This is a genomic window from Deefgea sp. CFH1-16 (genome assembly GCF_016881365.1).
GTDB lineage: Bacteria > Pseudomonadota > Gammaproteobacteria > Burkholderiales > Chitinibacteraceae > Deefgea.
Genome location: NZ_WLYT01000001.1, coordinates 385,615 through 411,319, shown reverse-complemented (window position 1 = coordinate 411,319; position 25,705 = coordinate 385,615). Strand labels below are relative to the sequence as shown.

Below are 25,705 nucleotides of genomic sequence, written 5' to 3'. Positions count from 1 at the left end.
TATTTTATTCCTTAACAAAAAGTAATTTTTCCAATTTAAAGTTACTCGACTGTGACGCTTTTGGCTAAGTTTCTTGGCTTATCGACGTCGGTGCCTTTGCGGCAGGCGGTGTGGTAGGCTAAAAATTGTAGTGGCAGTGTAAAAACAATGGGGGCCAGTGGGCCGATTTTACTCGGCAGAGTAATTGTGCGATGGCAGTAGTCAAAGGCGGCTTCGCAACCGGGCTCAGCGATTAGAAAAATCTTGCCGCCGCGTGCTTGTACTTCGCGCAGGTTAGATAGTAATTTATCAAATAGCGCATCATTGGCGGCGCAGACAATAACTGGCATGTCTTCGTCAACCAAAGCCAGTGGCCCGTGTTTGAGTTCGCCAGCCGCGTAGCCTTCGGCGTGGATATAGGCAATTTCTTTGAGCTTGAGTGCGCCTTCTAGTGCAATTGGAAACAGCGTATGGCGACCTAAAAAGAGCGCATGGTTATAGTGGCTCAGTTCGTGCGCCCATTCTTCTAGCGCGGTTTCTAGCGGGAATATATCTGTAAACATCGCAGGCAAGCGGGGCAGGCAATTGGCCAGTTCCGCTAATGCTGCAGGGTCTAAAGTTTGCCGGCAGTGAGCTAGTGAGCCAGCCAAAGTAAATAGCGCGGCCAATTGGGTGGTGAATGCTTTGGTAGAAGCAACGCCAATTTCAATACCGGCATGAGTGAGCGCGATCAGGTCAGCTTCGCGAGTGAGCGTGGAATGAGCGACATTGCATAAGGCCAAAATATGAACTTGGCCGCGCTCTTTGGCTGAGCGAAGTGCGGCGAGTAAATCGGCGGTTTCTCCCGATTGAGAGATCGCCACGATTAAGGTGCCGTCTTGCTCTTTGCCGCTGCGATAGCGGTATTCACTGGCGATATCGACGCTGACGGGTAAGCCGGTGTATTCCTCAATCCAGTATCGAGCAACCAGGCCAGCGTGATAGCTTGAGCCACAAGCGACGATGCGGATCGCGGTGGTTTTGCTGAATATGTCATGCGCATTGCTGCCAAATAGCGCAGAGGAAAATCCGTGTTTGAGCGCGGCAGCGAGCGTGTCGGCAAGGGCAACGGGTTGGGCAAAAATTTCTTTTTGCATGTAGTGGCGGTAAGGCCCTAAGTCGGCTGAATCGGTGACCACATCCAAGGTGCGCGCAGGGCGTTCAACTCGTTGGCCGTGTCGATCAAAAATTTGTATGCCGCTGGTGTTGAGTACCGCTAAATCACCTTCTTCGAGGTAAATCATGCGTTGGGTGAGTGGTAATAGGGCGGCGATGTCTGAAGCAAAAAATTGCTCTTCAAAACCCAGCCCTAAGACCAAGGGGCTACCTTGTCGTGCGCAAATTAACACATTGGGTTCGGCTAAGCTGGCAACACCAATGGCGAATGCACCGCGTAAACGAAGAATACTTTCTTGCACTGCGGTTTGCAGATGATGACTGCGTTGCAAATTAAAATGGATTAAATGTGCAATCGCTTCAGTATCGGTTTCTGAGCTAAATACATAACCAGCGGCTTCTAGCTCAAGTTTGAGTTCGGCGTGGTTTTCAATAATGCCATTGTGCACCAGCATGACGGAGTCGCCGCCTAAATGCGGATGGGCATTGGCTTCTGATGGAATGCCATGCGTTGCCCAGCGAGTGTGGGCAATGCCACTTTGCCCCGATGCATGCAGGCAACGGTCTGCTAAATCGGCCACTCGGCCTGCTACGCGAATGCGCTCTAATTGCTGCTCGCCATTGAGTGCGATGCCACTAGAGTCATAACCGCGATATTCAAGTCGGGCAAGACCAGCCAATAACATTGGAACAACATTTCGATTTGATACTGCGCCAACAATTCCGCACATAAATTGATTTCTCCGAATGGTGCATTGCATCATTGAAATGTAAAATAAATTACATGCCTTGTCGCTATTGGAATACCCCTAGTCCGAGTACCGTTTGACGGATTGGCCGACATTACCAGAGCATGCTCACTAAAGTGAAGCAAATGCTTGGATCAAAGAGGTTTGCAATGACAATTCAATTGCTTTCGCTGGGTGTGATTGGTGTGCGCTTACTCGATTGTATTTTAAATTCGAAAGCAATTTATCCCGATGAATTAGCCGATCAAATTGTGAATGAAATTAATCATTATTTGGTGAGTGCGCCAATGCGCGAAAAAACCATTATTATTTCATTTGGCCTGCGAAGTGCATGAAGCATTGAGTGATCGTTTTGGTCGAGTGGATTCTTTGCAAGTAAAAAGAGATATTAGCAATATGATGGGCTTGTTAATTTATCGTGCGCGGGTGACGGCTAATCAAGGGCGATAATTTCAATTGAGTGTCTTTTAAAAAACGATCCATCTTATGATGGGTCGTTTTTTTATTGCCGATCACGACAGATGACGGCTTTTTAGATTATGCTTAGCTCAATTTACTTGTTGAGCTTACATGCTATGAAAAACAAAACGGCTGATTTTGTTGAGCCCTTGGTTGCATTGGCAGTGATATGTTTGTTTGTCATTGACGATTTTTTCGATTGTTCGCCCATTTTTGGCCGCTATTTTGTGGGCCGGTATTTTGGTGATTAGCACGTGGCGACCTTACCTTTTTTTGGTAAAGTGCCTACGTGGTCGGCGTGCATTGGCAGCGGTAACGATGATTGCTGCTTTGTGCGGTTTTATTTTATTACCGATTGTTTTGGCTGCGAGTGATTTTTCAAGTGTTGCTTCAACTTGGAGTATTCAGCTGCATGCAGCATTTGGTGAGGGCTGGCCAGCATTACCCCAGTGGTTGGTTTCTTTGCCGGTAGCGGGTAGTTATATTGATCAATTTTGGAACAAACTTGGCGCCAAAGACGCCGAAACGATAACCTCCTTTCGCAGTTATATCGCACCTGCTTCACAGCTATTATTGTTGCTGGCCAAAGAGGTTGGCAGTGGCATGATGCTGTTGGTGATGAGTTTATTTATTTCATTTTTTATTTACATGGGTGGCGAAGATTTATTGGCGTGGATTCGCGGCTTTGTTGAGCGACTCGCTGGAGAGCGCAGTATTGAATTATTGGGTATTTCTTTGGCTTCGACTAAGGGCGTGGTCTACGGCTTTATGGGAACGGCCGTGGTGCAAGCGGTGTTGGCATGGTTGGCCTTTTTGATATCGGGCGTACCGAATGCCGCATCACTGGGTTTTGCGAGCTTTATTTTAGCGTTAATGCCATTTGGTCCGTCGTTGATTGGTTTGCCAGCTGCGGCATGGTTGTATTATCAAGGCGAAGTGGGCTGGTCGATTTTTATGGTGGTCTGGATGCTATTTGTGGTGGGCTCGGCCGATAATGTGATTAAACCATTGTTGATTGGTAAAGGTAGTTCACTGCCGTTTATTTTGATTTTCTTTGGTGTGCTTGGCGGCGCTTTGGCGTTTGGGATGCTGGGTGTATTTATTGGTCCAGTGTTGTTGACGATTTTTTATGAGCTTGCACGTAGCTGGATTTTTTATCCGCAGCGTTTGCCGCCAGCAACCGTTACCACCTTACCCGATGAACCGAAAGAATAAATAGACAGCATAAAAAAACCGCAAAATGCTTTGCGGTTTTTTTTCGCTTAATCCCTCGATTGCTGCGATGTTTTAGTATGCAACTAACTCACCATTGATTAATTTAACCTGCTGGCCAACGAGTAATGTTGGCATTTCTGGGTATTGAATGGTGCGGGTGCTGCCATCGGCAAATTGTGCGGTGACTTCATAATGGGTTTGTGTATTAACGCGTTTTTTCGACTTGATTGCCAATCAGTGCTCCACCGATCGCGCCTAAAATTCGGGCGGCGGTTTTACCGTGGCCTTTGCCGATTTGATTGCCGATCACGCCACCCGCAGCGCCGCCGAGTATTACACCCGCGGCAGAGCCCTCACCATCGGTTTGAATGGTTTCAATATGGGTAATTTGTCCGCAGTTGGGGCAGCTAACCGGGCTATTGCTTGCTGGGACTTTAGTCCACACCAGCTCAGGTGCAACGGGTACTGGCGTTGGTTTCGGGTGATATTTTTGGTTTTTTGCTGGGCGTCGGTGCCGCGGTTGGGGCCTGCGTTGGGCTAGGACTCGGACTTGTTGTGAGGGTTGGCGTTGCTGTCGGCGTAGGTGTTGGGCTCGCGGTTGCTGTGCTGCTGGCAATCAGCGCGGGGGCACTGGCGCTAGGCTGAGGCGTATTACCGACATAGCCCAGCCAATGGGCGATGCCGACACCGGACGCCAAAATGACAGACGCCGCTGCCGCTAAAATCAGAGGATGGGGGCTTGAGGTCGTCGTGCTCATCATGAATGCTCCTGCTTGGAATCCATTGATTTTGCGCTGTTTTCATAAAGCAAGCTATGACGCGGTGCACAGTTATAAAAAAAAGCCCGTCGTGAATAACGACGAGCTTTGGTCTGACGAGGAGGGTGTTATAGCCGGAATTTATGCACTAAGGTCGCCAGTTGCTCTGATACGACTTTAATCGATTGTGCTGCGCCAACTGTGCCTTGGGCTGCCGACATGGTGCCGTTTGAAGATTGGGCCACTTCATCGACATCATTACGGATCGCCATACTGGCATGCACTTGTTCGGCGAGCGCATTGCCGATCGCGCCCACCACCATTGCGGTGGCTTCGGTCTCTTGGCGAATGGCTTTGACCGCTTCACCGCCTTCTTTGGCTTGGCGTATCCCTTCTTTAAGCTGGATAAACATCTCATCCATCCGGGTTTTGGCATTCTGACCACTGCCTTGAACTGCGGTAATGGTGAGGCCAATTTCTTGCGTTGCTGAACTAGTTCGTTCGGCGAGTTTACGTACTTCATCGGCGACGACAGCAAAGCCACGCCCCATATCGCCAGCGCGCGCCGCTTCAATGGCTGCATTTAGAGCCAGTAGATTGGTTTGGTCGGCAACATCGCGAATGACGGCAATGACGGCGGAAATGCTGCCAACGCGCTGCGCTAAATCATCAATACTGCTTTGGGTGTCGCCAACCGCTTGTTCAATATCGGCAAAGCGCGTGACAGCCGATGAAATCACCGTGAGACCCTGTGCCGAAATGGCCGTGGCTGATTCGCTTTGTTGGCGGGCCGTATTGGCTTGCTGTTCAGCTGAGCGAGTTTGCGCCGCAAATTGCTCGGCGGTGTGTGCGCGATGCGGCTGGCCGCATGCCCTTGCGCTTCGATTAATCGATTGCTGTCTTGGGCGCGTGCCACGATGTCTTCACTGGTGTGATGTAAGGTAGAGACCGCTTGTGATAGCTGCGACATCACGGTGCGCAATGATTCGCGCATGCGGATGACCGAGGCAAAAATACTATGCGGGGAGGAATTGTCGGCTTCGTGGTGGTTTTGTAAATTGCCATCGGCAACGCTTTGCACCAATTTTAATACCTCAGCGGGCTCGCCACCTAAGTCATTTAAAATACGGCGCACAGTGGTGAGCATCAGAAAACCAACAATGCCAGCCACCACTAGGCAGATCCAAACTTGCCAGCGCGCATTGCTCCAAAAGCGAGTGTGCGCTTCGGCTGAGCTGACACCATTGCCGACAATCCAACCCCAGTGTGGTGTTTTTTGTGCCACAGACAGTAGCTCGACGACTTCACCATCACGCTTGGAGGTCCACGGATACGCGGTGAGTGCGCCGCCCGATTGATTCAGAGCTGCCAGCGCAATAGCACCAACGCTGCCGCCTTTGGCGTCTTTAAATTCATTAAAGCTCGTGCCGTGCAATTGTGGATCAAGTGGCGTCGCAATAAAGTTGAGTTTTTCGTCGGTAACGTAAACGTATTCCGATTTGTGATATTTGTTTTCGCGCAAAATTTGCGTTGCGATGGCTTTGGCTTGTGTTTCAGTCAGTTGACCGCTGGCGGCTAAGTTTTCTAGCTGAGTAATCGTCAGGTAGGTGCTTTTAAGGAGTTGTTCAATACGTGCTTGATTGTCGCTTGCACTCATATCACGCATGGTGATTAAGCCAACTAACATGACGCCAATTAAGGCGACGAGAACGGCAATGGATAAGGCCCATGCTTTAAATTTAAGTGTCATCGTGAAGGTCCCATACCATTTGTAACAAAGACGGTGTATGGGCGCTATTATGCCTTGGATATTAGAGATTAATAATACCGTTTCCTAAATAGTTCACTTTACCTGTGCAGTAAATCTGTAGTAGTGGATTAACTTTGATATTGATCACACAAAGTCGGCTAATCAGCTTTTGGATGGTGTGGCCTTGCTCAATTCTAAATTGCAATGGTGTCTTGGCGCCGGTAGCCAGTAAGTAGCTGCCCAGATTGACCGCTGCCGTGCCCGATGCAAAATCTTCTTCGACACCAAAAGCATCTGAGCTAAAGCAGCGCACGGTAAATAGCTCAGCATCACGCCGCCAGATGGTGACTTGTGCCATGGCGTTGGGACTATTGAGAATTTGCGCCAGTAAAGCGGGGTGGGGCTTGGCCTGTAAAACACTTTGCCGTGAATGCGTTTGAATCATGAGCTGTTCGATTCCATTATCGACCCATAAAATCGGCAAAACTAAATCATGCACGCTAATATTGAGCGCTTGGGCTAAGGCCAGTGGACTTTGGTCATAAGGGCGGGTACTGCTTGGTGAGCTAATGAAATCATATTCTTCATGGCTATACCCCACCTTAAATTGCCGTGCATTGTGTGTGATGAAGAGCGACTTAAACTCAGGATCTAAATGCCGAGCAACCGCAGTGGCACCAATTAAAGCCCGGCCCGAAAATGGCAATGCGTATTGCGGCGTAAAGCATTGCAGTTGTTTGCTATTTGGACTAAAAAAAGCCACTTCGGTGCCGCCCATTTGGTAGGCGAGGGCTTGGCAGATTTCAGTCTCTGGGAAGTCATCGACCACAAAAACCACGAATGGATCGCCAGCTAAGGGCTTTTCGGCAAAAACATTCAGCATGTGAAAGGAATATTGTGGCATGCGGCGATCACCTTGAAAGAATTGCTTGCTGACACTTAGTGACGCAAAAATTGGTATTTTTTGGTAAGATAGAAAAAATATTGTCTTGAATTTCCAAAAAGTTGGACTGCCATGCCTGTGAACTTACCTATTGCTGAGAAAGACCAACCCTTAAAGCGAGATCTTGATCTGCTTGCTGCCTTGTTGTCTGACACGATTCGTGAACAGGCTGGTGCTGCAACTGCTGAACAAATTGAAGCCATTCGTCAACTTGCTTTCCGCTACGTGCAAGGGCACGAACCTGATGCGGGTAAAGCATTGGCGCGCTCCTTGTCGATATTGGATATGCCAACCACCATGGCCTTGGTGCGTGCATTTAGTTACTTCTCGCATTTATCAAATATAGCAGAGGATTTGCACCATAATCGCCGCCGCCGCGCACATAAAATTGCCGGTTCAAAACCACAACGAGGCAGTATTGCTGCGGTGATTGATGATCTATTAGAACGTAACGTTAAGCCATCTGAAATGTTAGCGTTATTGGCGGATACACTGATAGCCCCGGTGATGACAGCGCATCCGACAGAAGTGAAGCGCAAAACCATCCTCAATTGTCATAATGCGCTCGCCGCCTTACTGACAGAGCGCGATCGTAGCCAGATGACGCCAGAAGAAGTTCGCGACAACCAAGAGGCGATGGAACGGGTTATGCTGACTTTGTGGCAAACCCGCGAAGTGCGCACGGTAAAACTAACCGTGCAAGATGAAATTGAAAATGGCTCGACCTTTTTCCGTAATACCTTCTTGCATGAAATCCCACGCCTTTACCAAGATTTAGAAGACAAGTTTTCTGATATGAGTGGTGAAGCCATTCAGTTGCCTAACTTTATTCAAGTCGGTAGCTGGATTGGTGGTGATCGCGATGGCAATCCCAATGTCACGGCGGATGTGATGCGTTATGCCGTTTCTCGTCAAGCTGGCGTGGCTTTAGATCATTACTACCAACAATGCTTGAAGCTGGAAGGCGAGTTGTCGATGTCGACGCGCTTAGTGGCCGTTGATCAAGCTTTGTCGGAATTGGCTGAAAGCGCCGTTGATGATAAAAATCGCAAAATTGGCGAGCCTTATCGTCTTGCCGTGTCGGCGATTGCATCGCGTATTTTTGCTACCGCGCTTGAAATTGGCACGTTTCATCATGAATTACACGATGTGGCACGGGCTGCACCCTATAAAAATGTTGAAGAATTATCGGCGGATTTAGCAACGATTGAGCGCTCATTAAAAGCCCATGGTGCGGTGAAATTAGCCAATGGCCGTTTGCGCCGTTTGCAGCGAGCCGTATCGGTATTTGGCTTTTTCTTAGCGCCAGTCGATATGCGTCAGAATTCGGCCATTCATGAAAAAATGATTGGTGAGCTGTTTCAGCAAGCCGGCTTAGAAGAATACAGCAAGCTCAATGAGCAATCTCGCCGTACGGTACTGCTGCGTGAGCTTTCAAGCCCACGGCCTTTAATTTGTCCATACGATGTGACCTATAGCCCTGAAGTGCAGCAAGAATTAGATATCTTGCTCGCTGCCGCTGAATTACAAGCGCGCTATGGTGAGGCGGTATTACCGAATTATATTATTTCTAACTGTGAATCCGTTTCGGATATGTTGGAAGTGGCGGTATTACTCAATGACGTCGGCTTGGTGTCATTGGCGCCGCAAGTTCGCAGTAAAGTCAATATCATTCCATTGTTTGAAACCACCCCAGATTTGCGCGATAGCGGCAAAATCATGGGTGAGTTATTTGCCTTGCCACAATGGCGTTTGCTGCTCAATTGCCGTAATCAAGTGCAAGAAGTGATGCTGGGTTATTCTGACTCGAATAAAGAAGGCGGCTACCTCACGTCTAATTGGGAACTCTATAAAGCCGAGCTTAACTTGGTCGAAGTGTTTTCTGCTGCTGGTGTTACGCTGCGTTTATTCCATGGTCGTGGTGGTACGGTTGGCCGTGGTGGTGGACCTGCTTACGATGCGATTTTGGCGCAGCCGGCCGGTTCAGTGAATGGACAAATCCGCATTACTGAGCAAGGTGAAGTGATTACCGCCAAATATGCCGACCGTGAAGTGGGTCGACGTAATTTGGAGATCTTGGTTGCCGCTACTTTGGACGCCAGCTTTCAGCCTTTGATCGAGCAAACCGATGATGTCTTGGCACGTCGTGTGTTGATGGAGCGTTTGTCGAGCCGTGCGTATCAGTTCTATCGTGATTTAGTCTACGCAACGCCTGACTTTATTACTTATTTCTTAGAAGCTACGCCGATTACCGAAATTCCGAATTTGAATATTGGTTCACGTCCAGCAGCGCGTCGCAATACCACTAGTATTGGTGATTTACGTGCAATTCCTTGGGTGTTCTCTTGGTCACAATGCCGCTTAATGCTGCCAGGTTGGTATGGCTTTGGTACTGCCGTGGCTGAGTATCTCGATGAGACTGGGGAAGAAGGTTTAGCCTTATTGCGTGAGCTGTATAAAACTTGGCCATTCTTGCAAGTGACGATTTCAAATATGGAAATGGTATTGGCTAAGTCGGATATTGCCATTGCCGAACGCTATTCTGAATTAGTGCAGGATCAAGCGATTGCCAAACGTATTTTTGGTCGGATTAAAGCCGAATGGCAACGCTCAGTGGATGCCGTGTTGGTGATTACCGAGCATGATCAATTATTGGGAGACAATCCAATGTTGGCGCGTAGTCTGGACAATCGTTTGCCGTATTTGGACCCACTCAATCACTTGCAAGTTGAATTACTCAAGCGAATCCGTAGCGGCGATGATTCGGAAGAGTTACGCCATGCGGTGCATTTGACCATCAATGGGGTTTCAGCCGGTTTACGTAATAGCGGCTAATTACTCGCAATAACAAGGAAACGCCATCATGCGCCCAGTAAAACGATTGTTTGCTTGTGGCTGTATGGTGGCGTTTTTGCATTCTGCGCCAACGTGGGCCTTACCCAGTCACTTTAGCGATAAGGTTGAAGCCGCTTTGGCCTGTCGCAGTGAATGGTCAACGCAGTGGTGGCATAGCTACTTTCAATTGCATTTAGACGCTCCGATTCGAGTGTGGGGTGAGGCGCAGTGGTATGCCGGTAAAAATGCGCAATTAGCGGGTAACACCGCCCAAGAAATCTTTGTGAATACCCCAGAATCTGGCGCATTGATGGTTGGCGTATTGATTAATTCACCGGTGGCCACGGTCAGAAAAAATATCGAAGAGCGACTCGGAGTGCGTTTTGTCGAGTTGGCGGGGCCATATCCGCGATTTTTATCGCAATTTGGTAGTGTCTTGGTGCCAACCTCGGCAGAGCAAACCAAATGGTATTGTGCGCGCTGGAATTTGGGTAACCGACCGTAGCAATACCACTTTTTAGTCATTTAAAAGTTCAATCTAGGTTTGTTGTATTACGCGTTTGTTATTTTTTTGTAATAAAATATTAATATTACAGCGGCCGGTATAAATGGCGGTTCTGGCTATTTCTAAAAGTGTCGGAAATACGCCATCTCTTTTTGATACTTATAAATTGATTAATTGCAGTTTTGACTACATCATGATTTGTTTATGTTGCGGTGCAATATTTAATTTAAAGCTAAATACCTAGGGATAAGCACAGTTTATTTGTTTTATGTTGCGACGCAATAGTGATGTTTTGGCGCTATTCGGTAGTAGTGCCGCTGCTTGATTGTTGAGCATGTTTTCAAATTGGTTTATTTCATGGTTGAGGCGCTTGACAGAAAAAATGCTTTGCTACTAAATAGACTTTATCGTGATCAAAAATATAATTTCGACGCGATACAATCATTAAAAATGAATTAATATTACATTAATCTTTCATTTTTAAGGTTGAGGCAAGACCAGTTCGATTGCGCGGGTAATGCCAAAAATAATGAGGATGGAGACTAATATTGTTAGGAATAAAAAGCTTGAGCGGCATTGATGACTTAAGCTATAGAGATGAAGTCATGGCAAAGGGGGGACTGAACTCAATCGGGGTTTGTGTTGCTGACTTAGTGCTTGATTGCCAATCAACCCTTCCACGTGTGGAGGGGTTTTTTATTTATCCCGCACGCAAAGTGGTGGATAATCGCCTTTTGCTTTGTTGTGATGATTATGTCTGCTTCATTAAGCCCGCGCGCGAATTTAAGCGCAATGAATACCTTGGGTTTGACCGCCTATGCATCCCGAATTTTACACCTACAGTCGATCGAGCAACTCGAAAAGTGGCGACTTGATCCTGAGCTAAATGCGCTGCCATGGTTGATTCTAGGCGGCGGCAGTAACTTGGTGTTGTCCGAGTCGCTCGATAGCGTGGTCGTTCATGTCGAGCTTAAAGGCAAGCGACTCTTACGCGAGGATAATGAGGCGTGGTACGTCGCAGCGGCAGCGGGTGAGCTGTGGCATCCTTTTGTGCAATGGACCTTGGCGCAGGGCTGGGGTGGGCTGGAAAACCTGTCTTTAATTCCGGGGACCGTCGGCGCAGCACCGGTACAAAATATTGGCGCTTACGGCGTTGAGCTGAAAGATACCTTGGATCATTTGACCGCTATTGATTTAAGCAGTGGCCAGATGCAACAATTTAGCGCTGCCCAGTGTCAGTTTGCTTACCGCGATAGCTTTTTTAAGCAATCAACAACGCCTTGGCTGATTTGTGAAGTGGTTTTTCGCTTACCAAAAAATCATCAAACCAAAACCAATTATGGTGATATTGCGAATGCTTTACAGGTGATGCAATTGTCGGCAACGCCAAGCGCCGTTTCACAAGCTATTTGCCAAGTTCGACAAGCGAAACTGCCCGATCCTGCTGTGATTGGCAATGCTGGCAGTTATTTTAAAAATCCCATCGTGAGTGCCGCGCATTATCAAAAATTGCAGGCGCGCTATCCGCAATTGGTGGCTTATGCCTTGGCCGATGGTCAGTATAAGTTGGCCGCAGGTTGGTTGATTGAACAAGCTGGTTGGAAAGGGCGGCGCTTAGGGCCGGTTGGGATGTATGAAAAACAAGCTTTAGTTTTGGTTAACCACGGTGGTGCAACCGCCGCTGATGTGCTGGCTTTGGAGCAAGCGGTACAGGCTGATATTGCTGCTTTATTTGAATTGGCTTTAGAATCTGAACCAGTTAAATGGTAGGTATATTCCGCTGGACTTTATGAAATATTGATTAGAGCGCGATACCTCGGTGTCGCGCTCTTTTTATTTCGAGAGGGACTTGTCACTACTTTACTGTTAAGCCAAGGCCTTGAGTAAAGCGTCATGAATGCCCGCAAAGCCGCCATTACTCATCACTAAAATATGGTCGCCCGCTTGCGCGGATGCCGTGATCGCTTGGATTAATGCCGGTATGTCATTAAAGCTTTGCGCTTTATCGCCCAATTGAGCCAGTGCTTCGCTGGGCTCCCAGCCTAAATTGGCGCCATAACAAAAGACTTGATCGGCGGCCGCTAAACTGGCGGGTAAGGCCGCTTTCATTGTGCCGAGCTTCATCGTATTTGAGCGTGGTTCAAGCACCGCTAAAATCCGTGCTTGGCCGACTTTAGCGCGTAGCCCAGCAATGGTGGTGGCAATGGCCGTTGGGTGATGGGCAAAATCATCGTACACGGTGATTTGATTGACGCAGCCTTTGACTTCCATACGCCGTTTGACATTGGCAAATTGCCCCAACGCTTCAATGGCGACACTTGGCGCAACGCCAACATGGCGCGCCGCCGCAATCGCCGCTAAGGCGTTGTGCGCGTTGTGCTCGCCCATCAGCGCCCACGTCAAGCGACCTTGTGCTTGGCCATCGAGTAAGACGTCAAAGCCATCTGGGTAGACCATGCCCACTTGCCAGCCGTGATCGCTGCCAGCAAAAAACTCGGTCTCACTCCAGCAGCCGCGATCGAGTACGCGTTGTAAGCTGGCCTCTTTGCCATTCATAATCACGCGGCCTTGGCCGGGAACGGTGCGAACGAGGTGATGAAATTGGGTTTCAATCGCCGTTAAATCCGCAAAAATATCAGCGTGATCAAACTCTAAATTATTTAAAACGGCAGTACGCGGGCGGTAATGCACGAATTTACTGCGTTTATCAAAAAAAAAATGCCGTATCGTATTCATCGGCCTCAATCACAAAAAATGGCGAAGTGCTGTGCGGATCTTGGCGTGGCGTTTGCGGCAAGCGCGCCGAAATGCCGAAGTTCTCTGGGATGCCGCCGATCAAAAATCCGGGGGCCAGGCCAGCGTATTCTAAAATCCACGCCAGCATGCCAGTGGTGGTGGTTTTGCCGTGCGTACCAGCAATGGCCAATACCCATTTGCCTTGTAAAATTTGCTCGCCTAGCCATTGAGGGCCCGAGGTATAAGGGAGTCCTGCGTCTAAAATAGCCTCCATCAGCGGCATACCCCGTTTAACCACATTACCCACAACGTATAAATCGGGCTGCAGTGCCAGTTGCTCTACGCCAAAGCCTTCGATGAGCTCAATGCCGAGCGCTTCAAGCTGAGTCGACATTGGAGGGTAAACATTGCTATCGCAGCCGGTAACGGTATGCCCTGCGGCGCGCGCGAGTGCGGCAATGCCACCCATAAAAGTGCCGCAAATACCAAGAATATGAATATGCATAATGGAAATAACCGTAGTGCCCGTGGCGAAATTAAATCAAATGAAATGAAAACGATTGTTTTTGAATAATGAACTTGGCGAAGTATGCGCTTGTCCTTACAATCGAGGGCAATAGTATAAACCAACAATTAGGCTTTAATTCCATGACTCTGTCCACCCCTGTTAATCCGGTGGAAATTGCCCGCATTGCACTTAAGCGGCTTTCTGAGCGCGCTTTGCCGCCAACGCCTGAAAATTACACCCAATTTTATAACGCCATTTTGACGATTAAGGCACCAGAAAGCAAAACCGCCAGTGAGATGCAAGTGGCTTGGCAGGTGTTATATAAGCTCGATGATGCTGTGGACGGGGCGAGTTTACTGACTGAATGTTTATTGGAAAATCTGGCCGATTCTAGCCAGGTTTTTGAACAAAAAACTCGGTGATTTAAAGCAAGTTCGCCAAGCGCATGTGGCGCAGCAAGTCAGTATTGAAGAAACGCAAGCGTCCTTAGAAGACATGCTCAATGTGGTGATTAGCACCACGCATAATGTGCACTCTACCGTGAGAACATCGCATGGCGACTTACAGACGATTCGCGATTCGATTCGGCATATTGAAGAAGATTTAGCTTTTAATCGCAAAGTGCTTGAGCAAGACGCCTTAACCGGCGCTTTAAATCGGCAAGGGCTGGATCATTTATTGCTGCGTGAAGTCAAACGGGCGCAGCGCATCGATGGCCGTTTAACCGCGGCGATTATTGACTTGGATGACTTTAAATTAATTAATGATCGATTTACGCATTTAGTCGGTGATCAGGTATTAATTCACGTGACTAACCTGACTAAAGCGGTGCTGCGTGAATCCGATGTGTTAGTGCGTTATGGTGGCGAAGAGTTTTTACTGTTGTTGGTCGATACCGATGTGCGCGGTGCGAGTTATGTGATTGATCGACTGAAATTGGTGGCTGGCCGAACACCGTATATTCACCACAATCAAAGAATTGAAGTGCGTTTTTCTGCGGGTATTGCGCAGTTAAAAGACGACGAAAATGGCCGCGCTTTATTGCTGCGTGCGGATGAGGCTTTATACCGCGCCAAGCAATCGGGTCGGGGCAAGACCGAAATCGCCGATTAAGCGTGATCTCGCCCTTCGGATTTGGCGGCTCTCGGGTTGATGCTGCGTTACTAAAAAGCGCTGGCGTGGCAATCTACGCGGTGCGCTTGGTGCTTTGCCTCTGGCCCAAATCCGCACCAACGCGGTTGGCAAACCCAGTGTCAACAGACCCTAGTTCAGCCAGAGGGCCAGATAACCGTTACGCAGTACAAGCGCAGCAAAAATACACATACAGTAGTGCTGAAATCGCATGGCAAGCTTGCTTAAAGCGATTACCCATCACTTGGCCACCGTGGTGGCTGGCCATGACAATCCCTAGGCTCCACGCGACGCCACCAATAAAAAAGCCCAATAAAAATTCCGCGCTACTGAACCAAGAGCCATCGGTGGCTTGCGCGATCAGCGCACCGCCGACGGCGGCAAACCATAAAATTGACGTCGGTGAGGCCAAAGCCAGCATCAGTCCACGACCAAATAAATGATGCTTGGGGGGCAGGGGCAGGGGCGGATGGGCGGTTTCGGCTCGCTGGGCGTCTTGTAATGCTTCCTTGGCCATTTTCCACGCCAGATAAATCAAAATATACTGCCGCCACCGAGCCAAGTGACCCATTGCACGGCAGGAAACTGCAATAAATAGCGCATGCCAAGCAGCGCTAAAATGGCGTAGAACAAATCGGCAAAACAAGAACCCAGTCCCAAAATAAAGCCAGCACGGCGGCCATGCTTCATGGCGACATCAATCATGGCGACATTCACCATGCCTATATCTAAGCACAGTGATAAAGACAGCAAAATACCGGTAAAGAGTGTTTCCATTATTTTTTCTTTCGTAGCGAGTTAAAGCGTATTGCAGACATTAATGCGTTGATTGCGGAATTAACTCCGCCAAAAAGCCCGAGTAAATAAGATTAAAACTGAGAAAATTTCCAGCCGCCCCAAGAGCATTGCAAAGCTACACACCCAAGTTTGAAAATCAGTTAAGCCTGAATAATTACTAGCAGGACCCACTTCACCAAGTCCTGGGCCGGCATTATTGATACAGGCAATAATGGCGCTAAAACTGGAAATAAAATCCAGCCCTGATACCAGTAAGGCAAAAGTGAGTACCACAATGCTGGTGAAGTATAAAAAGATAAAGCCCATTACCGAAGCCAAAATCGAATTGGGAATGATTTGGCCGTTAACGCGTAACGGATGAATCCCCTGTGGGTGCAACAGCAATGACATTTGCCGGCCAACTTCACGCGTTTGGATAATGGTACGAATCATTTTAATGCCGCCGCCGGTGGATCCAGCACACGCCGTAATCGATGACAGTAGCAACATCACTAAGGGGGCAAAAATCGGCCATTGACCAAAATCGACGCTGGCAAAACCGCAATCGGTGGCAATTGAAATCAAATTAAAGGCAACATGGCGTAATGCCGTGAGCAAATCCGGATAGGTTTGCTGCCAGACTAAAAAGCCACTTAAACCGGCAATGCTCGATGCAATCAGCAGCAGCATGGCTTTGAATTCAGAGTCGTGCCAATACACCGAGAGCTTGCGACCGGATAAGGCAAAATAATGCGTGGCAAAATTAGTGGCTGCTAACAGCATAAACAGCATCAAAATCGCTTCAATCAGCGGCGAATTAAAAAAGCCAACGCTGGCATCGTAGGTAGAAAACCCACCAAGACTGAGCGCGGCAAAAGCGTGACACACCGCATCAAACCAGCTCATGCCGCCCACCCAATGCAATAGCAGCGCGCACAATACCGTGAGACCCGTATAAATCAGCCACAGATTGCGGGCGGTTTCATGAATGCGTGGTGTGAGCTTGCTGTCTTTGATTGGGCCAGGAGTTTCGGCTTTAAATAATTGCATACCCCCCACCCCTAATAGCGGGAAGATCGCAACAGCCAACACAATGATACCCATACCCCCTAGCCAATTGAGTAAGTGTCGCCATAAATTAATCGATTGAGGCAAATGGTCCAAGCCCCACCATGACCGTGGCACCGGTAGTGGATAGCGCCGACATTGTTTCAAAGTACGCATTGGTAAATGACATTTGCGGGTCGTATAGCATCAATGGCACTGCCGCGACGGCAGGTAGCGCCGTCCACAGGCCCACGGCCAAAATAAAACCATCGCGCGGTAATAGCTCTCGCCGGTAATGCCGAGTGAGTAAAAATAAGCTGATGCTAAACAGCTGCAAACCCATCAACGCTTGGATGAAAGGCAGTAAAGCCGCGTCTTGCCGCCACCATGCCATTGCAATCGGCACCAATAGACTCAGAGAAAACAAGATCGAGACGCGAGCGACGATATTGACGGTGGGTAATAATTTTTGTGCCAATTGCATTTAGAAAAACCCTAATGAAACCGCAAACAATTTCTCAACGTCACGAATATGGCTTTTATTATCAATAAATAAAATCACATGGTCGTTATTGAGAATTACCGTGTCGTGATGCGCCATTAAGACGGTGTTATCGCGAATCACTGCCGCCAAATCAGCGCCTTGCGGCAGTTTGATGTCTTCGATTTTACGGCCAATGACTTTAGATGTATCTGGCGTGCCATGGGCGATGAGTTCAATGGCCTCGGCTTCGCCGCGACGTAGGCTGTGCACCGCGACAATATCGCCTTGTCGAACATGGGCCAGTAGTGCGCCTATGGTGATTTGCGCTGGCGAGAGCGCAACATCAATTTTTCCGCCTTGCAATAAATCAACGTAGCGCGAGCGGTTGATAATCGACACCACGCGACGCGCGCCCATTTGCTTGGCGAGTAACGACGACATGATATTGTCTTCATCGTCAGATGTGAGTGCCAAAAATAAATCGCAGCGATCCACTTGCTCGTTTTCGAGTAAGTCTTCATCGGTGGCTTGGCCGTGCAAAATTAAGCAATCAGTGAGATGTTCAGCCAGCCATTGCGCGCGATCGCGATTACTTTCGATCAATTTGATGGCATAGCGTTTTTCGATCTGTTTGGCCAGTCGATAGCCGACATTGCCACCGCCACAAATGGTAATGCGGCGTATGGGTTTGATTTGAGTACAAAACTCACTCATCACGCGACTGACATCACGACTTGCGGCCAGAAAAAAACACCTCGTCGCCAGATTTTAAGCTCACTTGTCCGTTGGGCTTTAAGCGTTGATTGCTGCGATAAATCGATACCACGCGGCACTCGGTTGGATTGAGTTTTCGAGCGAGATAGGCTAAATCTTGCCCATCCATTTGCGAGCCGGCTTCAACGCGCACAGCGATCATTTTGGCTAAACCATCGGCAAATTCTAAAACTTGCAAGGCTTCAGTGGTTTCAATCAGGCTGACTAAATAGTCGGTGACAATCTGCGCAGGGGTGATGACGTGATTGACGGCAAAACCACTATCGTTAAACAAACTTGGGTAGCTCAGTAGGTCTTGCTCGCGGATTCGCGCTAAGCGAATCGGGACATTGAATAAATCGTGGGCGATTTTACACGCCACGATATTGACTTCATCATAAGGCGTAACTGCCAGTAGTAGATCGGTATCTTCGATGCCGGCGGCGATGAGGGTTTTGGGGCTATTGGCCGAGCCCAATAAGGTGCGTAAATCCAGACGATCAGCCAGTGGTTTGAGTAGGCTGGCATCGTTATCCACGATGGTGACGTTGTAGCGTTCATGCACCAGTTGTTCGGCAACCGAAGAGCCGACTCGTCCGGCACCTAAAATTAAAATATTGGGCAAAATAAACCCTCATAGTCAGAATTAGCGGCTTAAAAACAAAAATCGGCCACAAAATGGCCGATTTTTTGCGTCAGTATCGTGAGTTATTGCTCTTCAGCGATGCGTTGCTTACGCGGCATTTGAATACCCAATTGTTTTAGTTTCCGGTAAAGATGGGTGCGCTCTAAGCCGATTCGCTCGGCAACACGACTCATATTGCCGTTGGATAATTCAATTTGGCGTTCTAAATAAAACCGCTCAAATTGATCTCGCGCTTCACGCAATGGTAAATCAAGATCAATTTGCGGTAGTGGCATGGCTTGCTGCGTCACGCCTAAAGTGGCCTCTTGCGAGTTGGGCGACAACTGAGTGAGCAGGCGGCTGACCGGCAAGATATCAATATCACCATCGCGACCCGTGAGGGCGAGACTTTTCACCACATTGGCCAGCTGATCAATATTACCTGGCCAATCTTGTTGGCTAAGTAATTGTAAAGCTGACTTAGAAAAGCGCCGTGGTCCTAATTTATTGCTGGTTACCGTTTGCGCCAATAAGACTTCGGCCATGGCTGGAACATCTTCAGCATGGGCGCGTAGAGGCGGTACGGCCAGAATAATCTGGGTGAGTTGGCGTAGCAATTCTGGTTCGCACTGACCAATGAGTTGATCGAGTGGCCGACTTGATGCGGTGACTAAGCGGATTTTGTATTTATCCAGCTTCGGCAGCAAATTGAGTAAGCCGGTTTGCGCTTTACGATCTAGCCACGCGATGTCACGAACAAAGATGGTGCCGCCTGTGGCGCGATTGAGCAAGTCTTGCGGTGGCAAGGCGAGTTCTTCGTTAGAGCTCGGCGAAATAAACGGCGTGTTCGGGCGGGTTAAATGCCGTGCACACGTTTCAAAACCGGATCCTGGTTCGCCGGTTAATGTGATGGGCAGGGTTTGGCTTGCAACCTGGTCAAGCGCCTCGCGCAGCGCGGTAATCGCTGGGCTATTACCGAGGCTCTGCAAACCCTGATTCGGCTTTACCTGATTCACAGGTTGCGAAAAAGCGCGTTTGACGGTAGCCAGTAGCTTTTGCAGGCCGATCGGTTTTTCAAGAAAATCAAGCGCCCCAATCCGAGTCGCTTCCACCGCAGTATCCACGGTGGCATGGCCTGACATCATCACGACGGGCATGGTGAGTTGGCCGTTACGCGCCCATTCTTTGAGTAGTGTCACGCCATCGGTGTCGGGCATCCAGATGTCCAGAAGCACCAAACGAGGTTCACCTTGGTTACGGTATTTGCGTGCAGCCTCTGCATTTTCAGCGAGTGCAACGCTATACCCTTCATCCAGCAAGATTTCAGATAGAAGTTCGCGGATGCCGATTTCGTCGTCGACGATTAAAATATCTTGATTAGCCACTAGTTGTTTCCTCCCAGAGCGGCAGCTCGATCCTAACAAATGCACCGGTGGAATTACCCACCTGAACGCGCCCGTGATGTTCTTCGATAATTTTCTTCACGATTGCTAAACCTAGACCTGTACCTTTGGCCTTTGATGTAACGTAGGGCTCAAAAACACGTGGCAAGAGTTCAGCTGGAAAGCCTTTGCCGCTGTCTTCAATATAAAGACGTGCCCATTTCTCGTCTTTTTCCACCAGAAGGCAAATCCTTTGCTCTGCAGCATCGGTAATTGCATCCTGGGCGTTTTGTAGCAAGTTATGAATGACTTGCCGCAAATGCGTTGGGTCGCCATTAATCATCAGGGGCCCGTGTACTTTAAAATCGAGCATGATGGGCGACGCTTCGTACAATACCAGTACTTCGTTAAGTAATTGCATCAAATCAAGTGGGCGTTTTTTGCCGGATGGCTTACGGGCATAATCCCGGAAGGCATCCACCATTTGTTTGAGCGCGGCGACTTGTTTGACGATGGTTTGCGTGTTACGGCGCAAAAAGTCAGCGCCAGCTGGGTCGAGTTTCTCCACCAGCTTCATTTCCATTCGTTCAGCTGACAGCTGAATCGGCGTCAGCGGGTTTTTGATCTCGTGGGCTAGGCGGCGTGCCACTTCACCCCATGCCGCATCGCGCTGCGCTGATAGCAGCTCAGTAATGTCATCAAACACCATCACGTAACCGTGCAAATCATCACTGCCGTCGATTTTTTGCGTTAAGCGGGTACCACGCACCAACAGCACGCGTTTTTCTGCATCGAGCTCGATTTGGCGCTGCCAAACTTCATCGTCAGATAAAAAAGCCATGAATGGTATGGGCAAAAAACGCGGTAAGGTTAGGGTAGGCTTGATTCCATTTCGAGAGCGGCAAGTCGCCGATTCGGCTGGGGTCTAGACCTAAAATTCGCAAAGCACTGTGATTGGCCGATTGGAGGTGCCAGTCTTCGTCTAGCGATAATACCCCTGCCGATAAGGAAGCCAAAATCGCCTCAACATAGGCTTTGGCCTCGGCTTGTTCGGCTTGATTATGTTCTAGCGTGTCGCGAGCATCAGAGAGCTGGCGGGTCATTCGGTTAAACGAGTGGGTCAAAATCCCGAGTTCATCGCGGCTAATCACGGGATGCTGCTGGGTAAAATCGCCTTGGGCCACCGCTCGGGTGCCTGCCGCCAGAACTGATAACGGTGCGGCAAGTTTGTCTGATAAGTAAATCGCCAAGGCCAAAGCACCCAGTAGCGCCATCGTTAGCGCCATGGTGAGTGTGAGGCTAAAAATCAGCTTGAGGCCTTCTCTAGATTGTGAGAGCTGCTTGTACTCACTGCGAACTTGTTCAACTAATTCGGCGTCTTGTGCCAATTGCTTGGGCACCGGTTGCAGTAATTGCAATAGCTTGACGCGATTGGAGAACTCACTACCAGGTAATTGCACGATGACGCGCATCATCAAGCCATTGACTGGGTCGGATTCAATGGCTTTATAACTGCCTCGTTCGGCCTCGGTAATGATTTTTCTATCCGGTAGGCTAGGCACCAGGCTGGCGTATTCATTACCAATATGGGCGTGCACTTGGCCATTATTATCAAACAGCGTGATTTCTTGAACGCCAGTTTGATCGCGTAATTTGGACAGCCGTTCTAACAAAGCGCTAAGGCTATTATCGTGAATGTCCCACGCGATCACGCTGGCTTTGCGGTGCAAGTCATTGAGCTGGTAATCAATCGCATTGTGGCCCAAATTGAGCCCGCGATCGAGGGCGTTATCCACTCGAACGTCAAACCACGTTTCGATGGAGCGATTTAAAAATTGTACCGATAGCGTATACACCAAGGCCCCAGGTAGCACCGCGACCAAGGAAAACATCAACACCATACGGATGGTGAGCCGAGAACCAAAAACTTTGCTTCTTACTCGTTTGAGTAATTGGGTGAGTCGAGAGCCCACCAAAACGGCCAGTGCGATCAACAGCAGGGCGTTGAGCGCTAAAAATCAGTTTGTAGTATTGCGAAGATTCGGAGGTATTTCCCGAGGCCGATGCCAAGAGAAATAATAAAATCGTACCCAAAACGCCGAGAAAAATTAATAGTTTTTTCATGGCACAGGCTCGGCGGAGGGGCTGACGGGGCGTTGTAATTCATGCCAGCCAGAGTCGAGCACCCAGTCTTCGTCACCTAAGGCGGTGAGTTGATACGATTTGGGTAATAGCGAATGATCTAAACGAAAGCGAATTTTGCCAGCAAAATCGTCGCTATCAATATTGCTGCCTTCAAGTACCGTCCAGCCGCGAATAATGCTCAGCGCAACCAGCGCCTCTTCGGCGCTATTAAAGCTGCGGGTGAGTCCACTGGTATTGAGGCGATATTGTCGGGTGAGCGGTTGGTAGCTTAGGCGATAAGTAATACTGGCAGTGGAATTAAAACTATCGGCTAAATTGCGATACCAAGCATAAAATTTAGGTTTTGTAAGTTTAAATTCGTAGGTAAATGGCAGTGACAACCCGTTTTTTAATGCGGTCTCGATTTCTGGCGATAGGGTGACTAAATAACGCCCTGCAAGTTCGATATGATTGCCACTGAATTCAACTTCGGATTTGATGGTTTTAATGCTGCCGGCATGCGCTAAGTAAGCGCATAGCAGCAGCGAGATACCCAACAGGTATCGCCAATTACGATTTAGAGAAAAGCGCGTAATAAAAACCATCATGTTCCGCGGTGGGTAATAACTGGCCATCAAGGGACTGGCCATTCGGTAATGCGCTCGCGGGTAATTCTAAGCGCTTTGCATCGGGATGACGGAGCGCAAAAGCCTCAGCTGAAGCGGCATTTTCTATAGGAAAAACTGAGCACGTAGCGTACAGGAGTTTGCCGTTTGGCGCTACGAGTGGCCATAGCGCATCCAGGATTTTTGCCTGTTGGCGCGCGAATTTTGCCAAGTCATCATTGCGGCGCAACCATTTAATGTCAGGATGACGACGCGTAACCCCTGTTGCCGAGCAAGGCACATCGGCTAATATTCTATCAAATTGCTGACCGTCGTACCAAGTATCGGGTGCTGAAGCATCGCCTTGCAGTAAGGTGGCGGTTTTGTTGATGCGATTTAAGTTGTCTTTAACGCGTTGCAGGCGAGTTGCGTCATTATCCAGCGCAGTAAGGGTGACGTTGGCGGTCTCTAGAATATGGCAAGTCTTGCCGCCAGGCGCGGCGCAAGCATCAAGTACGGTCTGCCCGTCGTGTAGATCAAGTAACTTAGCGGCAACTTGCGCGCCCCAATCTTGCACTGAAACCCAGCCGGCAAAAAAGTGTGGTAAAAAATCAACACTCACCGGGCGCTTTAAACTAATGGCCGAGTCATCAAGGGCAATCGCTTCAATATTGGCGGCGGTCAATAGTGCCAAGTAGTCATTCACCGTGGTGTGCGCTGGATTGACGCGCAGGGTCATTGGTGGATGTTGGTTATTGGCATTTAAAATGGCTTCCCATTCTGTTGGGTAGGCCGATTTCATGGTTTTAATCCACCACGCTGGGTGTGAATACAAACCGACTTCATTGGCTTGCGCACGACGGACTAATTCGTCTTTGCCGCGTAAAAAGCTACGTAAAACGCCATTGACCAAGCCCTTGCCAAAACCGCTGCCGGTTTGTGCGGCGACTTTGACGGCATGGTCAACAATGGTGTGCGATGCGGCACGCGTGAATTGCAATTGATATACAGCAATAAGCAAAAGTGCTTTGAGTTCCGCCTCGTGCAAAGGGCTACGCAAGAGTTGTTTGAGAATGCCTTCAATTAGACCAAGTTGGCGCAAAGTGCCATAACAAATGTCTTGAATCGCGCCGCGCTGACCCGATTCAAGGTTGGGGTTGCTGCGCCAGACCGCATTGAGGGCTTCGGTTAGATTTTGACCGGCCAAAACATGGGCCACAGTTTGTCCGGCTAATTTTTGGGTAATAAACATAATAAGCTTCCAAATAATGAGCCCGACCAAGTGTCGGGCTTTGGGGTATCGAGTTAGAGATCTTTTTTAATAATGGCTACAAAGATATACCTATCCGGTGTACCTGATATTTTGTTGTGCCATATTACGTAAGCGCGCTACGCGTTCACTGGTGAGTGGGTGGGTACGAAATAAATTTTGTAAGCCACCGCCGTGCAGGGGATTCACAATCATCATCTGTGCGGTTTCAGGGTGTGCTTCAGCGGCGTGCATTGGAATGCCACTCGCAAAAGCTTCAATTTTAGTTAAGGCATCCGCCAGCGCCGCAGGGTCGCCAGAAATGCGCGCGCCACCGGCATCGGCTTCAAATTCACGCGCTCGGGAGATCGCCATTTGAATCACACTGGCGGCCAATGGAGCCAGCATGGCAACGGCTATGCGGGCGATGGGATTGATGCTGTGTCCGTTGCTATCGCGGCCGCCAAATAGCATGGCAAAATTAGCCAGTGCAGAAATGGCGCCAGCCATCGTTGCAGAAATGGTTGAAATTAAAATATCGCGATGCTGTACGTGCGCTAATTCATGCGCCATCACACCGCGTAACTCGCGATAGCTGAGCGCCCGCATAATGCCGGTCGTGGCGGCCACGGCGGCATTTTCAGGGTTGCGCCCAGTGGCAAATGCATTGGGCTGGTCTTCATCAATCACAAAGACTTTTGGCATCGGCAGACCCGCATTACGTGCGAGCTCTTCGACCATGGTGTAAAGCTCAGGGGCACTTCGCGCATCGACTTGATGCGCGTTATACATTTTGAGCACCATTTTGTCGGAGTTCCAGTAGGCGAAAATATTCATGCCGCCACCAAAAATCAGCGCCATTAACATGCCGCTTTTGCCGCCGATTAAGCCACCAATCAGCATAAACAAGGCCAAAATCGCGGCCATTAGCATCGTGGTTTTAAACCAGTTATCCATGTTTTTGGCTCCTGTTGATGTGAATGAAATTAAGCACCCAATTGCTGACCGATCACGAGTGGCGAGCCACTTAAAAAAAGCCGCTGCGCTAAGGCGCTTGCCGCCGGCTTTTTGGAGTTCAGTGACGCGCAGCGCGCCCTCACCGCAAGCAATAATCAGCGCGTCTTTCTCAGTGGCAATCAATGTGCCTGCAGCGCCTTGGCCTGCAATGGCACTGGCTTGCCAGAGCTTGAGGCTGGCGCCATCTAACGTTGTTTGCGCACTAGGGAAGGGGTTGAAAGCACGAATTTTTAGCGCTAACTGACTGGCCGATTGCGTCCAGTCGATTTGGGCTTCTTCTTTTTTGAGTTTTTCAGCGTAGCAAACGCCAGCCTCAGGCTGAGGAATTGGCGTTAAATCTGGCAGTTGCGCCAAAGCACTCACAATCGCGCTCGCGCCTTGTTGCGCTAGCTTGTCATGCAAGGTTTGCGCGTTGTCATCGTGCGCAATCGGTGTGACGTGGACACTGAGCATGTCGCCCGTATCGAGCCCGGCGTCCATTTGCATAATGGTGATGCCGGTTTCGGTGTCGCCCGCCATGATTGCTCGTTGAATCGGCGCAGCACCACGCCAGCGCGGCAGGAGTGAGGCATGGATATTTAGGCAGCCAAGGCGGGGTAGGTCGAGAATGACTTGTGGCAGTATAAGGCCGTAAGCTGCAACCACCATAACGTCGGCCTCGATACCCATTAAAGTCGCTTGTTGCTCAGTCGTACGTAGTTTTTCGGGTTGATACACCGGGATTTGGTGCGCTTGGGCGACCACTTTAACGGCTGATGGCGTGAGTTTCATGCCGCGGCCACTGGGGCGATCGGGTTGCGTGAGGACCAATACAATCTCGTGCCCTGCGCTAATCAATGCTTTGAGTGCTTCAGCCGCAAAGTCAGGCGTGCCTGCAAATATAATTTTTCATGGGTTTATGTGCAAAGTAAATTGGATG

Annotated in this window: 24 protein-coding genes and 4 pseudogenes; 8 read left to right on the top strand and 20 right to left on the bottom strand. The window is 49.2% G+C overall.

The window, feature by feature from the left end; translation table 11 throughout:
* Positions 1 to 41: 41 nt before the first annotated feature.
* Positions 42 to 1,865: a glutamine--fructose-6-phosphate transaminase (isomerizing) gene (gene glmS, locus GKO28_RS02180; RefSeq protein ID WP_182075203.1), complete on the bottom strand. Its 1,824-nt coding sequence runs from the start codon at positions 1,863 to 1,865 to the stop codon at positions 42 to 44.
* Positions 1,866 to 2,032: 167 nt separating this feature from the next.
* Here glmS and GKO28_RS02175 point away from each other — a divergent pair, with 167 nt between their 5' ends.
* The 3 genes from GKO28_RS02175 to GKO28_RS02170 all read left to right on the top strand — a co-directional run bounded on the left by GKO28_RS02175 (position 2,033) and on the right by GKO28_RS02170 (position 3,557).
* The gene (locus tag GKO28_RS02175; RefSeq protein WP_182075202.1) at positions 2,033 to 2,218 is read left to right on the top strand and encodes a hypothetical protein; all 186 of its coding nucleotides are present in this window, start codon (positions 2,033 to 2,035) and stop codon (positions 2,216 to 2,218) included.
* Positions 2,211 to 2,333 (top strand): hypothetical protein, encoded by a 123-nt coding sequence (locus tag GKO28_RS20910; RefSeq protein WP_282099201.1) that lies wholly within the window; start codon positions 2,211 to 2,213, stop codon positions 2,331 to 2,333. The genes GKO28_RS02175 and GKO28_RS20910 overlap by 8 nt, the downstream gene beginning before the upstream one ends.
* Positions 2,334 to 2,519: 186 nt before the next feature.
* Complete coding sequence (locus tag GKO28_RS02170; RefSeq protein WP_182075201.1) at positions 2,520 to 3,557, top strand: AI-2E family transporter; 1,038 nt, start codon at positions 2,520 to 2,522, stop codon at positions 3,555 to 3,557.
* A 72-nt stretch (positions 3,558 to 3,629) separates the two neighbouring features.
* Here the strand turns inward: GKO28_RS02170 and GKO28_RS02165 are convergent, their stop codons facing one another.
* From GKO28_RS02165 to GKO28_RS02145, 6 genes are all read right to left on the bottom strand, one after another.
* Positions 3,630 to 3,791 carry a hypothetical protein gene (locus GKO28_RS02165; RefSeq protein ID WP_182075200.1) on the bottom strand — a complete coding sequence of 54 codons (162 nt, stop codon included), beginning with the start codon at positions 3,789 to 3,791 and terminating at the stop codon, positions 3,630 to 3,632.
* On the bottom strand, positions 3,763 to 4,002 hold the full coding sequence (locus GKO28_RS02160; RefSeq protein WP_182075199.1) for a glycine zipper 2TM domain-containing protein: 240 nt from the start codon (positions 4,000 to 4,002) through the stop codon (positions 3,763 to 3,765). Before GKO28_RS02160 ends, GKO28_RS02165 begins: the two co-directional genes overlap by 29 nt.
* A 4-nt stretch (positions 4,003 to 4,006) precedes the next feature.
* Positions 4,007 to 4,318 carry a hypothetical protein gene (locus GKO28_RS02155; protein WP_203563840.1) on the bottom strand — a complete coding sequence of 104 codons (312 nt, stop codon included), beginning with the start codon at positions 4,316 to 4,318 and terminating at the stop codon, positions 4,007 to 4,009.
* 125 nt (positions 4,319 to 4,443) lie between these two features.
* Positions 4,444 to 5,055 carry a methyl-accepting chemotaxis protein gene (locus GKO28_RS02150; protein ID WP_307838932.1) on the bottom strand — a complete coding sequence of 204 codons (612 nt, stop codon included), beginning with the start codon at positions 5,053 to 5,055 and terminating at the stop codon, positions 4,444 to 4,446.
* A complete protein-coding gene (locus GKO28_RS18835; RefSeq protein ID WP_210768883.1) occupies positions 5,052 to 6,065 on the bottom strand; it encodes a methyl-accepting chemotaxis protein in 1,014 nt (337 codons plus the stop codon). The genes GKO28_RS02150 and GKO28_RS18835 overlap by 4 nt, the downstream gene beginning before the upstream one ends.
* A 61-nt stretch (positions 6,066 to 6,126) precedes the next feature.
* Positions 6,127 to 6,969, bottom strand: coding sequence for a PhzF family phenazine biosynthesis protein (locus GKO28_RS02145; RefSeq protein ID WP_182075197.1), 843 nt, complete (start codon positions 6,967 to 6,969; stop codon positions 6,127 to 6,129).
* Between the two features lie 111 nt (positions 6,970 to 7,080).
* Between GKO28_RS02145 and ppc the strand changes: the two genes are divergently transcribed.
* The 3 genes from ppc (at position 7,081) to murB (ending at position 12,118) form a co-directional block, all read left to right on the top strand.
* Entirely contained in the window at positions 7,081 to 9,843 is a 2,763-nt protein-coding gene (gene ppc / locus GKO28_RS02140) for a phosphoenolpyruvate carboxylase (protein ID WP_182075196.1), read from the top strand.
* Between the two features lie 28 nt (positions 9,844 to 9,871).
* A complete protein-coding gene (locus GKO28_RS02135; RefSeq protein ID WP_182075195.1) occupies positions 9,872 to 10,348 on the top strand; it encodes a hypothetical protein in 477 nt (158 codons plus the stop codon).
* A 753-nt stretch (positions 10,349 to 11,101) separates the two neighbouring features.
* Positions 11,102 to 12,118, top strand: a complete 1,017-nt coding sequence (gene murB, locus GKO28_RS02130) for a UDP-N-acetylmuramate dehydrogenase (RefSeq protein ID WP_182077375.1) — start codon at positions 11,102 to 11,104, stop codon at positions 12,116 to 12,118.
* Between the two features lie 96 nt (positions 12,119 to 12,214).
* Here murB and mpl read toward each other — a convergent pair.
* Positions 12,215 to 13,592 (bottom strand): annotated as a pseudogene (gene mpl / locus GKO28_RS02125) (UDP-N-acetylmuramate:L-alanyl-gamma-D-glutamyl-meso-diaminopimelate ligase).
* Between the two features lie 140 nt (positions 13,593 to 13,732).
* Here mpl and GKO28_RS02120 point away from each other — a divergent pair.
* Together GKO28_RS02120 and GKO28_RS02115 are read left to right on the top strand one after the other, a co-directional pair.
* Positions 13,733 to 14,014 (top strand): hypothetical protein, encoded by a 282-nt coding sequence (locus GKO28_RS02120; protein WP_182075194.1) that lies wholly within the window; start codon positions 13,733 to 13,735, stop codon positions 14,012 to 14,014.
* On the top strand, positions 13,995 to 14,705 hold the full coding sequence (locus GKO28_RS02115) for a GGDEF domain-containing protein (protein WP_182075193.1): 711 nt from the start codon (positions 13,995 to 13,997) through the stop codon (positions 14,703 to 14,705). The genes GKO28_RS02120 and GKO28_RS02115 overlap by 20 nt, the downstream gene beginning before the upstream one ends.
* 178 nt (positions 14,706 to 14,883) lie before the next feature.
* On the opposite strand, the gene GKO28_RS02110 is transcribed toward GKO28_RS02115, so the two are convergent.
* The 12 genes and pseudogenes from GKO28_RS02110 to fmt form a co-directional block, all read right to left on the bottom strand.
* Complete coding sequence (locus tag GKO28_RS02110; RefSeq protein WP_203563839.1) at positions 14,884 to 15,240, bottom strand: LysE family transporter; 357 nt, start codon at positions 15,238 to 15,240, stop codon at positions 14,884 to 14,886.
* A gap of 17 nt (positions 15,241 to 15,257) precedes the next feature.
* A complete protein-coding gene (locus GKO28_RS20905; protein WP_203563838.1) occupies positions 15,258 to 15,500 on the bottom strand; it encodes a LysE family transporter in 243 nt (80 codons plus the stop codon).
* Positions 15,501 to 15,560: 60 nt separating this feature from the next.
* Positions 15,561 to 17,031, bottom strand: a pseudogene (locus GKO28_RS02100) (TrkH family potassium uptake protein).
* Positions 17,032 to 17,745: a Trk system potassium transporter TrkA gene (gene trkA, locus GKO28_RS19025; RefSeq protein ID WP_247646286.1), complete on the bottom strand. Its 714-nt coding sequence runs from the start codon at positions 17,743 to 17,745 to the stop codon at positions 17,032 to 17,034. It lies immediately after the preceding pseudogene.
* Positions 17,746 to 17,758: 13 nt separating this feature from the next.
* On the bottom strand, positions 17,759 to 18,409 hold the full coding sequence (locus tag GKO28_RS19020) for an NAD-binding protein (RefSeq protein ID WP_247646284.1): 651 nt from the start codon (positions 18,407 to 18,409) through the stop codon (positions 17,759 to 17,761).
* A gap of 83 nt (positions 18,410 to 18,492) precedes the next feature.
* On the bottom strand, positions 18,493 to 19,794 hold the full coding sequence (locus GKO28_RS20900; RefSeq protein ID WP_173533631.1) for a sigma-54 dependent transcriptional regulator: 1,302 nt from the start codon (positions 19,792 to 19,794) through the stop codon (positions 18,493 to 18,495).
* Positions 19,787 to 20,632: an ATP-binding protein gene (locus GKO28_RS19000; protein WP_247646282.1), complete on the bottom strand. Its 846-nt coding sequence runs from the start codon at positions 20,630 to 20,632 to the stop codon at positions 19,787 to 19,789. The genes GKO28_RS20900 and GKO28_RS19000 overlap by 8 nt, the downstream gene beginning before the upstream one ends.
* Positions 20,616 to 21,785, bottom strand: a complete 1,170-nt coding sequence (locus GKO28_RS18995) for a HAMP domain-containing protein (RefSeq protein ID WP_247646280.1) — start codon at positions 21,783 to 21,785, stop codon at positions 20,616 to 20,618. Before GKO28_RS18995 ends, GKO28_RS19000 begins: the two co-directional genes overlap by 17 nt.
* A gap of 126 nt (positions 21,786 to 21,911) precedes the next feature.
* Positions 21,912 to 22,472 carry a DUF4390 domain-containing protein gene (locus GKO28_RS02080; protein ID WP_182075192.1) on the bottom strand — a complete coding sequence of 187 codons (561 nt, stop codon included), beginning with the start codon at positions 22,470 to 22,472 and terminating at the stop codon, positions 21,912 to 21,914.
* A 13-nt stretch (positions 22,473 to 22,485) separates the two neighbouring features.
* The gene (rsmB, locus tag GKO28_RS02075; RefSeq protein ID WP_173533634.1) at positions 22,486 to 23,772 is read right to left on the bottom strand and encodes a 16S rRNA (cytosine(967)-C(5))-methyltransferase RsmB; all 1,287 of its coding nucleotides are present in this window, start codon (positions 23,770 to 23,772) and stop codon (positions 22,486 to 22,488) included.
* Positions 23,773 to 23,862: 90 nt separating this feature from the next.
* A pseudogene (gene htpX / locus GKO28_RS02070) lies at positions 23,863 to 24,714 on the bottom strand (zinc metalloprotease HtpX); the annotation flags it as partial.
* A gap of 87 nt (positions 24,715 to 24,801) precedes the next feature.
* Positions 24,802 to 25,671, bottom strand: a pseudogene (gene fmt / locus GKO28_RS02065) (methionyl-tRNA formyltransferase); the annotation flags it as partial.
* Positions 25,672 to 25,705: the final 34 nt, after the last annotated feature.